The sequence below is a fragment of the Prauserella marina genome (genome assembly GCF_002240355.1).
Classification (GTDB): Bacteria; Actinomycetota; Actinomycetes; order Mycobacteriales; family Pseudonocardiaceae; genus Prauserella_A; species Prauserella_A marina.
In genome coordinates, this window is record NZ_CP016353.1 from 1084173 (window position 1) to 1098131 (window position 13959).

The 13959-nt window shown below is 69.0% G+C and carries 13 protein-coding genes; 10 read left to right on the forward strand and 3 right to left on the reverse strand.

Features of this window, described 5'->3' with window-relative positions:
* Positions 1-9 precede the first annotated feature (9 nt).
* The 5 genes from hutH to hutI are packed head-to-tail and all read left to right on the forward strand — an operon-like array spanning position 10 to position 6848.
* Complete coding sequence (gene hutH / locus BAY61_RS04915; RefSeq protein WP_091810760.1) at positions 10-1536, forward strand: histidine ammonia-lyase; 1527 nt, start codon at positions 10-12, stop codon at positions 1534-1536.
* Entirely contained in the window at positions 1533-3161 is a 1629-nt protein-coding gene (gene hutU / locus BAY61_RS04920) for a urocanate hydratase (protein ID WP_091810759.1), read from the forward strand. The genes hutH and hutU overlap by 4 nt, the downstream gene beginning before the upstream one ends.
* Positions 3161-4360 (forward strand): allantoate amidohydrolase, encoded by a 1200-nt coding sequence (locus tag BAY61_RS04925; RefSeq protein ID WP_091810758.1) that lies wholly within the window; start codon positions 3161-3163, stop codon positions 4358-4360. Before hutU ends, BAY61_RS04925 begins: the two co-directional genes overlap by 1 nt.
* A complete protein-coding gene (locus BAY61_RS04930; RefSeq protein WP_091810795.1) occupies positions 4357-5664 on the forward strand; it encodes a formimidoylglutamate deiminase in 1308 nt (435 codons plus the stop codon). The genes BAY61_RS04925 and BAY61_RS04930 overlap by 4 nt, the downstream gene beginning before the upstream one ends.
* A complete protein-coding gene (hutI, locus tag BAY61_RS04935) occupies positions 5649-6848 on the forward strand; it encodes an imidazolonepropionase (RefSeq protein ID WP_091810757.1) in 1200 nt (399 codons plus the stop codon). The genes BAY61_RS04930 and hutI overlap by 16 nt, the downstream gene beginning before the upstream one ends.
* Here the strand turns inward: hutI and BAY61_RS04940 are convergent.
* Positions 6778-7569 (reverse strand): TetR/AcrR family transcriptional regulator, encoded by a 792-nt coding sequence (locus tag BAY61_RS04940; RefSeq protein ID WP_170140341.1) that lies wholly within the window; start codon positions 7567-7569, stop codon positions 6778-6780. The genes hutI and BAY61_RS04940 overlap by 71 nt on opposite strands.
* Before the next feature lie 204 nt (positions 7570-7773).
* Here BAY61_RS04940 and BAY61_RS04945 point away from each other — a divergent pair, with 204 nt between their 5' ends.
* Genes BAY61_RS04945 through BAY61_RS04960 form a run of 4 tightly spaced genes read left to right on the forward strand, consistent with a single transcriptional unit; the run spans position 7774 to position 12197 of the window.
* Entirely contained in the window at positions 7774-8883 is a 1110-nt protein-coding gene (locus tag BAY61_RS04945) for an alpha/beta fold hydrolase (protein ID WP_091810755.1), read from the forward strand.
* Between the two features lies 1 nt (position 8884).
* Positions 8885-9523 carry a hypothetical protein gene (locus BAY61_RS04950; RefSeq protein ID WP_091810754.1) on the forward strand — a complete coding sequence of 213 codons (639 nt, stop codon included), beginning with the start codon at positions 8885-8887 and terminating at the stop codon, positions 9521-9523.
* Positions 9520-10524, forward strand: coding sequence for a patatin-like phospholipase family protein (locus BAY61_RS04955; RefSeq protein ID WP_091810753.1), 1005 nt, complete (start codon positions 9520-9522; stop codon positions 10522-10524). The genes BAY61_RS04950 and BAY61_RS04955 overlap by 4 nt, the downstream gene beginning before the upstream one ends.
* Positions 10521-12197 carry a GMC oxidoreductase gene (locus BAY61_RS04960; protein ID WP_091810752.1) on the forward strand — a complete coding sequence of 559 codons (1677 nt, stop codon included), beginning with the start codon at positions 10521-10523 and terminating at the stop codon, positions 12195-12197. Before BAY61_RS04955 ends, BAY61_RS04960 begins: the two co-directional genes overlap by 4 nt.
* Here the strand turns inward: BAY61_RS04960 and BAY61_RS04965 are convergent.
* Both BAY61_RS04965 and BAY61_RS04970 read right to left on the reverse strand, forming a co-directional pair.
* Positions 12186-12992 (reverse strand): hypothetical protein, encoded by an 807-nt coding sequence (locus tag BAY61_RS04965; protein ID WP_091810751.1) that lies wholly within the window; start codon positions 12990-12992, stop codon positions 12186-12188. The genes BAY61_RS04960 and BAY61_RS04965 overlap by 12 nt on opposite strands.
* On the reverse strand, positions 12989-13204 hold the full coding sequence (locus BAY61_RS04970) for a hypothetical protein (protein WP_091810750.1): 216 nt from the start codon (positions 13202-13204) through the stop codon (positions 12989-12991). The genes BAY61_RS04965 and BAY61_RS04970 overlap by 4 nt, the downstream gene beginning before the upstream one ends.
* A gap of 41 nt (positions 13205-13245) precedes the next feature.
* On the opposite strand from BAY61_RS04970, the gene BAY61_RS04975 reads away from it, so the two are divergent.
* A complete protein-coding gene (locus tag BAY61_RS04975; RefSeq protein ID WP_091810749.1) occupies positions 13246-13959 on the forward strand; it encodes a dienelactone hydrolase family protein in 714 nt (237 codons plus the stop codon).

A 13959-nucleotide genomic window follows, 5' to 3' on the forward strand; every position in this document is an offset into this window, starting at 1 on the left:
AATAGGGGTATGGCAGAGCAGGTATCCCTCGGCGCGGCGAACCTGGGCAGGCGGCAGGTCGTCGACGTCGCGCGGCACGACGCGTCGGTCGTGCTCGACGCGGTCGCGCTGAGCAACATCGTCACCGCGCGCGAGCACGTCGACGCGCTCGCCGAGACGCCTGAGGCCACCTACGGCGTCTCGACCGGCTTCGGCGCGCTGGCGGTCAGGCACATCCCCGAAGAACGGCGTGCCGATTTGCAGCGCTCGCTGATCAGGTCGCACGCGGCGGGAGCCGGAGCCGAGCTGGAGCGGGAGGTGGTGCGGGCACTCATGGTGCTGCGGCTGCGCACGCTCGCCACCGGGCACACCGGCATCAGGAGGGAGACGGCCGCCGCGCTGGCCGCGATGCTCAACGCCGGTATCACGCCCGTCGTGCACGAGTACGGTTCGCTCGGCTGCTCCGGCGATCTCGCCCCGCTTGCCGCGGTGGCGCTCGCGCTGATGGGGGAGGGCGAGGCCGAAACGGCGGATGGTGAGCGCCTTCCAGCCGCGACCGCGTTGCGGCTGGCCGGAATCGAGCCGGTGACGCTGGCCGAGAAGGAAGGGCTCGCGCTGACCAACGGCACCGACGGCATGCTCGGCATGCTGGTGCTCGCGGCGGCCGACCTGCGGGACCTGCTCGCCGTCGCCGACCTGACCGCTGCCATGAGCGTCGAGGCGTTGCTCGGCACCGACCGGGTCTTCGCCGCGGACCTACAGGCCCTCCGGCCTTACCCTGGCCAGGCGCTCTCCGCACGCAGGATGCTGGCGGCGCTGTCCGGTTCCGCGATCGTCGCGAGTCATCGGGGACCGGACTGCACGCGCGTGCAGGACGCCTATTCACTGCGCTGCGCGCCGCAGGTCCATGGCGCGGCGAGGGACACGCTGGCGCACGCGGAGCGGGTCGCCGACATCGAGTTGTCCTCCGCGATCGACAACCCCGTCGTGCTGGAGGGCGGCCGGATCGAGTCGAACGGCAACTTCCACGGCGCGCCGCTCGGCTACGTGCTCGATTTCCTTGCGATCGCGGTCGCCGACGTTGCCTCGATCGCGGAACGGCGAACCGACCGGATGCTCGACACCGCCCGCTCGAACGGGCTGCCCGCGTTCCTCGCCGCCGACCCAGGCGTCGACTCCGGCCACATGATTGCCCAGTACACGCAGGCGGGGATCGTCAGCGAACTGAAACGGCTCGCCGTGCCCGCCTCGGTCGACTCGATTCCGAGCAGTGCCATGCAGGAGGACCACGTGTCGATGGGCTGGGCCGCGGCGCGAAAGCTGCGCAGAGGTGTCGACGGGCTGCGCACGGTCCTTGCCGTCGAACTGTTGTGTGCCGCGAGAGCGCTCGATCTGCGGGCGCCGCTCGAACCAGCCCCGGTCACCGGCGCGGCGCGCGACCTGCTGCGCACCGTGGTCGCGGGGCCAGGACCAGACCGGCATCTCGCTCCCGAGATCGCCGCGGCCGAAGCATTGATCGACTCAGGTGCCGTGCTCGCCGTGATGGAGGAAACATGACCGACAAGCTCACCGCGCGGAACTGGCAGACCGAAGCCGCGCTGCGGATGCTGCGCAACAACCTCGACCCGGCCGTCGCCGAGCGCGGCGAAGACCTCGTCGTGTACGGGGGGACTGGCAAGGCGGCCCGCGACTGGCCGAGCTACCACGCCATCGAACGGTCACTGACGACGCTGGCCGAGGACGAGACATTGCTTGTGCAGTCAGGAAAGCCGGTCGGTGTCCTGCGAACCCACGAGTGGGCGCCGAGGGTGCTGCTCGCGAACTCCAACCTCGTCGGCGACTGGGCGACCTGGCCCGAGTTTCGCAGGCTGGAGTCACTGGGGCTGACGATGTACGGGCAGATGACGGCGGGTTCCTGGATCTACATCGGCACGCAGGGCATCTTGCAGGGCACCTACGAAACGTTCGCCGAGGTGGCGCGCAAACGATTCGGCGGAAGCCTCGCCGGAACACTCACGATCACGGCCGGTCTCGGCGGGATGGGCGGGGCGCAACCGCTTGCCGTGACGATGAACGGAGGCACGGCGCTGGTCATCGAGTGCGATCGGCAGCGGGCGCTGCGGCGGATCGAAACCCGCTACCTCGACGAGCTGGCGTCCGATGTGGACGACGCGATCGCGAGGGTGACCGATGCGAAGAGGCTGCGGCGCGCCTTGTCGGTTGGGTTGATCGGCAACGCGGCCGAGGTGCTGCCCGAGTTGCTGCGGAGGGGAGTCGAGGCCGACATCGTCACCGATCAGACCTCGGCGCACGACCCGCTCGCCTATCTGCCGGTCGGGGTGGACGTCGAGGACTGGCACGACTACGCGGCGAAGAAGCCCGACGAGTTCACCGACCGTTCCCGCGATTCGATGGCGGAGCACGTGGACGCGATGATCGGGTTCCTCGACGGGGGAGCCGAGGTGTTCGACTACGGCAATTCGTTACGCGGCGAGGCCAAACTCGGCGGCTGTGAGCGCGCTTTCGACTTCCCCGGGTTCGTTCCCGCCTACATCCGCCCGCTGTTCTGCGAGGGCAAGGGCCCGTTTCGCTGGGTCGCGCTTTCCGGCGATCCGGCCGACATCGCCGCGACCGACAGGGCGATACTCGACCTCTTCGGCGAGGACGAGGCACTGGCCCGCTGGATCAAGCTCGCCGGAGAACGGGTCGCCTTCCAGGGGCTTCCGGCGAGGATTTGCTGGCTCGGCTACGGGCAGCGGCATCTCGCGGGGCTGCGGTTCAACGAGATGGTCGCCAGCGGCGAACTGTCGGCGCCGGTGGTGATCGGCAGGGATCACCTCGACGCTGGCAGCGTCGCCTCGCCCTACCGGGAGACCGAGGGCATGGCCGATGGTTCCGACGCCATCGCCGACTGGCCGCTGCTCAACGCACTCGTGAATACGGCATCAGGGGCAACCTGGGTCTCGATCCACCACGGCGGCGGCGTCGGCATGGGTCGATCGATTCACGCGGGGCAGGTGTGCGTCGCCGACGGCAGTGAGCTTGCCGCGCGCAAGATCGAGCGGGTACTGACCAACGATCCCGCGATGGGCGTGATCCGGCACGTCGACGCGGGCTACGAGCGAGCCGCCGAGGTCGCGGCGGAGCGCGGGGTGCGCATTCCGATGCGGGAGGACACGTGATGGGGACGCAATCGCTGCTCGACGAGATCACCGACGTGGGGAGGGATTCCGCGCGGGGAGGCTATTCCCGGCACGTGTTCGCCGAGGCGGAGACCGAACTGCGCGAGTGGTTCGCGGAGCGAGCCGAGGGTGCGGGACTTGAGGTCGAGACCGACCGCAACGGCAACCTGTGGGCGTGGTGGGGCGAGCCCGATTCCGGAGACGCTGTCGTCACGGGAAGTCACGTCGATTCGGTACCCGGTGGAGGGGCTTTCGACGGCCCGCTCGGGGTCGCCAGCGCGTTGAGCGCGGTGGGAACGTTGCGGGAACGGGGATTCCGGCCTGGCAAACCGCTCGGTGTCGTCGTGTTCGCCGAGGAGGAGGGCGGCCGGTTCGGCGTTCCCTGTCTCGGTTCGCGGTTGCTGACCGGCGCGATCGACGCGACGGCCGCGTTGCGGCTGTCCGACACCGACGGCGTCACGTTCGCGGAGGCGAGCGCGAAGGCGGGGCTTGATCCCGGACGGGTCGGCGCCGATCCCGCGCGGCTCGGCCGGATCGGCCGGTTCGTGGAGTTGCACGTCGAGCAGGGCAGGGGCCTCGTCGACGTCGCGGAGCCGGTCGCCGTCGGCAGTTCGGTGATCGCGCACGGCCGATGGCGGTTCTCGTTCTCCGGACAGGGAAACCACGCCGGCGCGACGTTGTTGTGCGACAGGGCGGATCCGATGCTGCCCGCCGCGCACGCGGTCACGGCGGCGAGACGGATCGCCGAGAAGTTCCCGATGGCGAGGGCCACGGTCGGCAGGCTCGTGCCGACTCCGGGCGGCACCAACGTCATAGCGTCCACTGTGGACCTCTGGTTGGACGCGAGGATGCCGGAGGGCGACGTTCGCGCGCTGGTGGCCGAAATCGAGGCGGCTTCCTCGGCCGCGGCAGCCGAGGAAGGATGTTCCCTGGTTGTCAGTGAGGAGTCGCTCAGTGGCGAGGTGCTGTTCGATCCCGTACTGCGCGACGAGCTTTCCCGCTTGCTCGGTGGCGTTCCCGCTTTGCCGACCGGCGCTGGGCACGACGCCGCGGTACTCGCCGATGTGCTGCCGTCGGCGATGCTCTACGTGCGCAACCCGACCGGAATCAGCCACGCGCCGGAGGAGTTCGCGGAACCCGCCGACGTCGAACGCGGATCGGCCGCGCTGGCCGACGTGCTGGAGTACCTGTGCCGGTGAGTTACTGGTGCGAGCACGCGTGGCTGCCTGAAGGTGTAGCGGACGCCGTGCGGATCGATGTCGGCGACGGGCGGATCACCGCCGTCACCAAGGGGGCGCCGCGCGCGGGGGTGGTCCTGAATGGACTGACCATTCCCGGTTTCGCCAACGGGCATTCGCATGCCTTCCATCGCGCGCTGCGCGGGCGAACACACCTGGGAAGGGGCACGTTCTGGACGTGGCGTGAGGGCATGTACGCGCTGGCCGCGAAGCTCGATCCGGACAGCTACTACCGGCTGGCCCGTGGCGTGTACGCGGAGATGGTGCTCGCCGGGTACACGAGCGTCGGCGAGTTCCACTACCTGCATCACGGCAAGGACGGGGTGCGCTATGCCGAACCCAACGCGATGGGGCTCGCGCTCGCCGCCGCCGCGGAGGACGCCGGTATCCGGCTGTGCCTTCTGGACACCTGCTATCTGGCCGGCGGGTTCGGGAAGGAATTGGATCCGGTACAGCGGCGGTTCGGCGACGGTGACGCGCACGCGTGGGCCGAACGGGTCGCCGCGCTGCCGGAGAGTCCGATGTCGACGGTCGGTGCCGCCGTGCATTCGGTGCGGGCCGTTCCCGGACCGGAGTTGCCGAAGGTCGCGGAGTTCGCGGCGGCCCGCCCCTTGCACGTTCATCTTTCCGAGCAGCGTGCCGAGAACGAGGACTGTCTCGCCTTCCACGGGAGGACGCCTACCGCGGTACTCGCCGATTCCGGAGTGCTCGGTCCCGCCTCGGTGGCCGTGCACGCCACCCATTTGACCGATGGTGACATGTCGACATTAAGTGACTCTGGTGCGTGGGCGTGTTTCTGCCCGACGACGGAACGTGACCTCGGGGACGGCATCGGGCCAGCGGGCCTGCTCGCCGACGCGGGGGTGCGGCTGTGCCTCGGCAGCGACAGTCAGGCCGTGATCGACCCCTTCGCCGAGACGGCAGCGCTCGAACTCGACGAGCGGCTTGCGGGCGAGTGCAGGGGCCGTTTTGGCGTCGCCGACCTGCGTGCCATCGGCGCGGCGCACGCCGCGCTCGGCTTCGCCGACGTCGGCACGCTCACGGCGGGAGCGCAGGCCGACCTCGTCACGGTCGACCTCGGTTCTCCTCGTACGGCGGGAATCCGGCCCGACGGGGTGTTTTTCGCCGCGTCGGCGGCCGATGTGACCGATGTCGTCGTCGCGGGAAGGCAGCGAGTGAAGGAGCGCGTCCACCTCGGCGTCGAATGGCCGGAAGCGGTGCTCGCCGAGGAGATCGGGAGGTTGTGGCAATGCGATCCACCGTGATCACCGGTATCGGTGAGCTGACGACGAACGACCCCGGTTTCGGGACGGTCACCGACGCCGCCGTCGTGCTCGAAGGGGAACGGGTGGCATGGATCGGTCCAGCCACCTCGGCCCCCGTCGCCGACACCGCCGTCGACGCGGGAGGAAGGGCCGCGCTGCCCGGCTGGGTGGATAGCCACACGCACCTCGTTTTCGCGGGCGATCGCACCGCTGAGTTCGAGGCGCGCATGGCGGGCGCGCCCTATCTCGCCGGTGGCATCGCGGTGACCGTCGAGGCCACGAGGGAGGCTGCCGACGGGCAGCTCGCGGCCAACCTCGAACGGCTGCTCACCGAAGCGGCAAGACAGGGCACCACGTGTGTCGAGACCAAGACCGGGTACGGGCTCACCGTCGCCGACGAAGCGCGCTCGGCGAAAATCGCGGCTGCGGTAGCCGACGAGGTCACGTTCCTCGGCGCGCACCTCGTGCCGAAGGAGTACACCGCCGAGTCCTATGTGGACCTCGTATGCGGGCCCATGCTCGACGCCGTCGCGCCGTACGCGCGGTGGGCCGACGTGTTCTGCGAACGGGGCGCCTTCGACGAGGACCAGTCCCACCGCGTGCTGCTTGCCGCGGCCGAGCGCGGGCTCGGCCTGCGGGTGCACGGCAACCAGCTCGGTGAAGGGCCGGGCGTGCGGCTCGCGGTGCGGCACGGCGCCGCGAGCGTCGATCACTGCACGTACCTCTCCTCCGCCGACATCGAAGCGCTCGCCGGTTCCGGCACGGTCGCGACGCTGCTACCGGCGTGCGATCTCTCCACGAAACAGCCGTTGCCGCCCGCGAGGGAGCTGATCGACGCCGGTGCCACCGTCGCGCTCGCGACCAACGCGAACCCCGGCAGCTCGTACACGACGTCGATGGCGTTCTGCGTCGCGACGGCCGTGTTGCAGATGGGGATGTCGGTGAGCGAGGCGGTATGGGCGGCGACGGCGGGCGGAGCCCGGGCGTTGCGCAGGGACACCGAGACCGTCGCGGGTCCCGCCGTCGGCGTGCTGACCGTCGGCGCGAGGGCCGACCTGCACGTACTGGACGCGCCGTCGATCACCCACCTCGCCTACCGGCCGGGGGTTCCGCTCACCTGGGCGGTGTGGCGGAAGGGCTCTGCCGTGGTGGTGCCGCCGCCGCGCGATCGAACCCCATGGTGAGCATCATCGCGCGCACGTGCTCGTCGAAGAGCACGTCGGCCTCGACGTGCAACCACTCGAAGTGGCCGAACAACTCCAGTGTCAGATGCCCTTGCAGGATCGTCCACGCGCCGAGCAGGATCGCGATGCCCCTGCGGTCGGAGAAGATCCCTGCCGCGTCCAGCGCGGCGGAAAGGTCGTCGCTGATCGTGGGCCGGTGCTGGATGAGGGCCGTGTCGAGATCGATGGCTCCGGCGTCGACGGCGTCGGAGAGGATGCGCAGAGCGGTGCCGGTGAAGCGGAGCCCGGCGGGTCTGGTTTCCTCCGAAGGGGCTTCGTAGCCGGGCAGCGGGGTGCCGTAGATGAGCGCGAAGTCGGCGGGGTTGGCGATGGCCCACTCCCGCATTCCTCTCGCGAAGGCCCACCAGCGCGCGGCGTGGTCGGCGGGGTCGCGCTCGTCGACCGTCGCGACGGACGTACCGACCGCGTCGGCGAGCGCGTTGTAGGCGTCGACACAGAGCGCGGTGATGAGGTCGTCGATGCCCTGGAAGTACCGGTAGAGCGCACTCGGCGTGATGTTCATGGCACGGGCCACCGCGCGTAACGACAGTCCGGCCGGCCCCTCGTCGGCCATCTGCGCCCTGGCCGTCCGCTTGATCTCGTCGATCGTCGCTTGCCGGAATCGTTCTCTCCGGGACGGAGGATGGTCACCGCTTTCGGTGACCGGTCGAGGGGTAGACATGGCCGCATCCTTGCTTCGATAGAGAACACCGTCAACTAATGAGAAAGGGTGTTCTTGACTGAGAACGATACTCGTGGATAGGGTTCTCGTCCGAGAACAGTTGTTCTCAATTGTGATCATGCGGGGATCCCGGGGTGGGGCCGGCACGAGGGGGGTGGGCCCCACCCCGCCATCCTTTGGATCTCTCCCAAGGAGGTGGCCGCGGTGGTACGACCCATCCCGCTGCACACGCTCACGGGCGTCCCGGATGCCGAGGTCACGACCCATCCGTTCACCACGGACGACGGGCTCGGCCTGAGCATGCTCAGGTTCCGGGGTTCGAGGAAGAGCACCGGCGACGACATCGTCCTGGTGATTCACGGACTGACCACGTCCAGCGACATGTTCATCATGCCCGAGCACCGCAACCTCGTCCGGTTCCTGCTGGACAACGGTTTCGGCGACGTGTGGACGCTGGACTACCGGATGAGCAACCGGCACCCCTACAACCGCGCGATGCACCGGTTCACCATGGACGACATCGCGCTCAACGACTTTCCGGCAGCCATCGCCGAACTGCGCCGGAGCGTCGGCAACCGGCGCGTTCACGTCATCGCCCACTGCCTCGGCTCGGTGTCCTTCCTGATGAGTCTCTTCGGCGGCGCCCTCGACGCCGTCGGCGGTGTCAGCAGTGTCATCGCCAACAGCACCGGGCTGACTCCGCGCGTGCCTGCCTGGTCGCGGCTCAAGCTCAACGTAGCTCCTGGAGTCATGGAGTACCTGCTCGGCTTTCCCTACCTCGATCCACGCTGGCACGCCGAACCCCGGTTCACACGCGGCTGGTTGTTCTCCAAGGTCGTCGACCTCTTCCATCCCGAATGCGACAACCCGGCCTGTCACCTGCTGAGCCTCATGTGGGGAACGGGCTGGCCCGCGCTGTACAGCCACGACAAGCTGCACGAGGTGACGCACGCGCGCGGCGGGGATCTCTACGGCGCCACCGGATTCCACTACTACCGGCACGTGCTGGCGATGGTCGACGCCGGCCGTGCGGTCAAGTTCGCGAAGGGCGCCGCCTACGACAGCCTTCCCGACGACTACCTGGCCGGTGCGGCCGAGGTGACCACTCCCGTGCTGCTGACGACAGGCGAGACCAACCGCGTCTTCGCCGATTCGAACATCGTCTGCTACGAGCGGCTGGAAGCCGTCGCGCCGGGACGTCACGAACTTGAGGTGTTCCCCGGCTACGGGCACCAGGACGTTTTCATGGGAAAGAACGTCGACATCGACGTGTTCCCCCGGATGCTGGACTTCCTCAAACGGCAGGCGGCCTGACATGCTCCGACAGGAACGGAAGGAAACGGGACTGACGTTCAGGGAACTCATGTCCGGTCCCTTCACGATGGGAGTCACCGATCCGGAGGAAGGCGCCTCGATCGGTGAGCGCACCGAATGGCGCATGGTGTTGCGTGCCACCGTCACCATCGCCGACGCGGGTGCCTTCCTCAGCGATCCACGGCCACCGGCCACATTGACCGGTGAGGTGCGACTGCCCGGTGTCCGCAGGCACATTCCGTTCGACAACGGGGTTTTCCGGCTGTTTCCTCCCGCCGGCCGTGCCTATCGCACGCTGATGGTCTACGAGTTCGGGTTCAGCGACAACGGCGTGCGCTATCACGTCGCCGGATACAAGGCCACGAGCGAGAACCCCATGCCGGCGAAGCTGTGGGCCGACACCACGACGCTGGCGACCCGGCTCTACCGGGGCCAGGACACCAGCGGGGAGGTCGTCGGCGCCGGTGTGCTGCGCCTGAGCGCGCTCGAACTGGCGAGACTGATCGCCTCGCTGCGCACGCCGAGGGCACGTGACGTCGTCGACGCGGCGAAGGCCGCGGGAGGATATGCCTTGCTGTTCACCAGATCGCTTGCCGATACCTACCTTCCACTGTCCATCATGGAGAGAGGGAGGTCATGACGAGGGGAGCGAAGCTGGCCGTGGTGTTCTCCGGCGGCGGGGCGCAAGCGGCCTACTTCGGCGCGGGAGTGGCGCGAGCGATCGAGGACGCGGGCCTCGACCCGTGCCTGCTGTCGGGAGTGTCGGCAGGGGCGATCAACGCCTGCGGTCTCGCGGTCGGCATGGACGCGGCCACACTCGCCGACATGTGGCGCAGAATCGACTGCGCGGACCTGTTCTCGCTGCGGTTCGACGCGTGGAGCATGTTCGATCCGCGCAGGCTCGTGCGAAGGCCGTTGAGCAACCTCCCGCAGAACCTGCTCGACGCCATCGGCTGGCGGTGGCTGCTGGACACCTCGCCGTCGCGGCGTACCTTCGCCGACTACTTCGGTGACGGCCCGCTGCCGGTCACCGAAGGAAAGACGGTCGTCGTCTCCGCCGTCGACCAGTCGAGCGCCGAGGTCGTCAGGTTCACCAACGCGCTACCGCCCGCGCACCGGGGCAAAGCCGAATACGTCGAGACCACCATCGGCGTCGAGCACCTGCTCGCGAGCACGGCGGCGCCGTTGCTGTTCCCGCCAGGCAAGATCGGCGGCAACGAGTACATCGACGCCGGTCTCGTCGCGAACACCCCGCTCAAACCCGCGCTTGCCTACGAACCGGACGCCGCGATCGTCGTCGGTGCGTCGGGCATCACGCGACCGGCGCCCTCGCCGACCTCGCTCGGCGAGACCATCGGCCTGATCGCCGAGAACGTCGCGCAGTCGGCGTTGCTCGCCGACTACCGGCACGCCGAGACGGTGAACGAACTCGCGGCCGCCGCGCCGGAGGCCACCGGAAAGAAGCGGATCGAACTGCTGCTCGTCGAGCCGGACGGCCTGCCCTTCACCGCATCGGGATTCCTGCGGTTCAACACCGCCGATGCCCGCGCTCTGATGGCGCACGGAAGAGAAGTCGGGGGCAAGCTGATCGCCGAATGGCCCGCGCTCGGCGTGATCGCTGCTGGAGGAAGGCCCCGATGACTCCAGAGCACACCGACGTTCTCGTCGTCGGCTCCGGCTTCGGCGGCTCGGTTTCCGCCTACCGCTTCGCCGAGGCGGGAAAGCGCGTCGTCGTACTCGAACGCGGAAAGGCTTACCCGCCAGGCGGTTTCGCGCGAACACCGGCCGACATGAGCAAGGCGTTCTGGGATCCGGGCTCCGGGTTGCACGGGCTTTTCGACGTGTGGAGCTTTCGCGGTTTCGATTCACTCGTCAGCAGCGGTCTCGGCGGCGGCTCGCTCATCTACGCGAACGTGTTGCTGCGCAAGGACGAACGCTGGTTCGTCGACGAGGACCCGTTGCCCGGCGGCGGGTACGAGAACTGGCCGGTGACGAGAGCTGATCTCGATCCGCACTACGACGCGGTCGAGAAGATGCTGAGTCCGAGCCCTTACCCCTTTGATTCGCCAGCCTACGCCGCGACCCCGAAAACCAAGGCGATGCGAGAGGCGGCGAAGAACCTCGGCCTCGACTGGCGGCTCCCTCCGCTCGCCGTCAGCTTCGCCCCGAGGCAGGGAGCCGAGCCCGCGCTCGGCCTTCCGATCGTGGAACCCGAGTACGGCAACCTGCACGGCATGCCACGGCGGACGTGCAGGCTGTGCGGAGAATGCGACATCGGCTGCAACGACGGGGCCAAGAACACCCTCGACCACACCTACCTTTCCGCGGCGGTCGCATGCGGCGCCGACATCCGCACCCGCAGCGAGGTGGTGCTCGTCAGGGCCCGGCGCGGGGGCGGCTACGAGGTCGGTTACGTCGAACACAAGCACGGCGCCGAGGGCACCAAGACCGACCAGGGCAAGCTCGCGGTGCACCGCATCACGTGCGACCGGCTCGTGCTCGCCGCCGGCACCTACGGAACGACCTACCTGTTGCTGCGCAACCTCGAAGGACTGCCGGGGCTCAGCGCGGCGCTCGGCACCCGGTTCTCCGGAAACGGGGATCTGCTGACCTTCCTGTTGCCTGGTAACGGAAGCCGCGCCCGTCCGCTGGAGGCGAGCAGGGGGCCGGTGATCACCAGCGCCATCCGGGTTCCCGACGGCGCCGACGAGGCAGGTGAGGGACGCGGGTTCTACGTCGAGGACGGCGGCTACCCCGGTTTCACCGACTGGCTCGTCGAATCGGCCGACATCACGAGAACGCTGTTCCGCACGGCCGAGTTCGTCACCCGCTGGGCGCTGGCGCTGTTGCGAGGCTGGCCGGACAACCGGCTCGGCGGCGAACTTTCCAGGCTGCTCGGCAACGGCACGCTCTCGGCGGGCTCGCTTCCGCTGCTCGGTATGGGAAGGGACGTGCCGGACGGCGTGATGCGGCTGCGCGACGATCTGCTCGACATCGCGTGGACGACCGAGACCAGCACCGACTACTTCGCAAGGGTCCGCGACACGATGAGGGACATCGCGGGCGAACTCGGCGCGCGCTACCTCGACAATCCGGTCTGGTTCTTCCGCAGGATCATCACGGTGCACCCGCTCGGTGGCGCGCCGGTCGGCAGGCATCCGGAGGAGGGCGTGTGCGACGCCTACGGCGAGGTGTTCGGCCATCCCGGTCTGCACGTCGCCGACGGTGCCGCGATGCCGGGGCCGGTCGGTGCCAACCCGTCGCTGACGATCGCCGCGATGGCCGACCGCATGTGCACCCGCCTACTGGGTTAGGGCTTCGCCGAGGGGACCGAGCCGGTCGAGTACGCCGAGTTCCCGCGCGCGCCGCACGGCTTCCCGTTTCGGCTCCTCGCCGAGTCCACCGGCGGCGCGGGTGAGCGCGGCGCTTTCCGGTTCGCCCAGCACGCCCGTCAGCGCGAACACCGCGTGCCACAGGTCGTGTTCGCCCGCCGCCCGCAGAATGCCCTCGTAGCGCCGGTGCGGCAGCAGTGCGACGAGCGCGGCGGCCTTGGTCTTGTCGTCGAGCAGGAACGACACCCGCAACAGCGCGGCGTCGTCGAGCACGGCCAGTCCCGCCTCCGCCGTGCTCTCGCCCGCATGGTCCACGAACCGGCCGAGCGTGATCCAGTCGTTCCTCCGCCGCAGTTCGCGGGTGACGTCGGAGACGAGCTTCGCCGGGATACCGGAAATGATGGCGCGCGCTTTTCTCGGGTCGAGTTCGGCCGCCACGTCGGCGAGGAAAGCGGGGGACAGCCTGCGCGCGATGTCGAGTCCTCTCGCCGGGTCGACGAGCCCCGCCATCCGCGCGCTCAGCAGCGGGCCGAATGCCTTCTCCGTGATGGCGGCGAGCACTCCTGCCGGAAGCAGCCTGCTCGCCGCCGCCATCCGCCGCAGCACGCCGATGTTGGCCTCGAAGAGGGCATCGGCCGTCTGCTCGCGCAAGGCCCTGATGTCGGCGGCGGGAACCGTGGCGAGGAAAGAGAACCGCTCCGGTGGCTCTCCGAGTACCCTCGCCAGCTTGACGATCTCGGCGCGCGCCGCCAATTCCCCGAAGGGATCGGCGGTCACAGGCCGGCGGCCTTGCGAACGGCACCGCGCAGCAGGAACGGTACGTGGGACAACGATTCCTCCGCCGCGGCGCTCAGCGCGGCGGCCTGTCGCCTTCTCGCCGCCCTGAGCGCGTCGCCGAGTACCTGCTTGTGTTCCTCGTCGAGCGCGTCGATGCCCTCGGGCAACGCGCCGCCGAGCTGCTCGGCGAGACTGCGCTTCGAAGGGACCATGGTTGGCCATCCTGCCTCATCGAGCGACTAGCGTGCGGTGCATGGCACACCAGATCGATACTTCCACGATCAAGATCGACGAGCTGAACGCCTACCTTTCGGTCCCGGAAGGCGGTGGCGAGGCCGGGATGCTGTTGCTGCCGATGATCACCGGAATCGGTGAGCAGGTCAGGCAATTCGCCGACGACATCGCGCGCTCCGGCGTGACCGCGCTGAGCTGGGACCCGTGGCACGGCCCCAGCCTCGACGACACGCCACGCGAGCGGCTTGCCGAACTCATGAGCAGGCTCGACGACGAAACCTGCCTCGCCGAGATGGAGCGGCTGCTCGGCCACATGCGCGCAGAACTGGGCCTGACCAAGGTCGGGGTGATCGGCTGGTGCCTCGGCGGCCGGTTCGCCCTGATCCTCGGAGCGAGGCAGCGGGAGCTGGTCAACGTGGTCGCCTACCACCCGACCGTGCCGGGGACTCCCGCGTCCAACCACACGGTCGACGCCGTCGAGCACGCGGCACGAATCGAGGCGCCGGTGATGATGCTGTACCCGGGACAGGACTCGATCGTGCCGTGGGAAAGCTTCTCCCGGTTGCAGACGGCACTACAGTCGCGCACCGTCGGCGCGAGCATCGTGCACGTGTACCCGGCCGCCGAGCACGGGTTCAGCGACCGTGCCAGGCATGCCAAGCACGCCAACGCCGAGGCTTACGCCGTGTCATGGCCACAGGCGCTCGACTTCATCGGCACGACGACCCGTTGA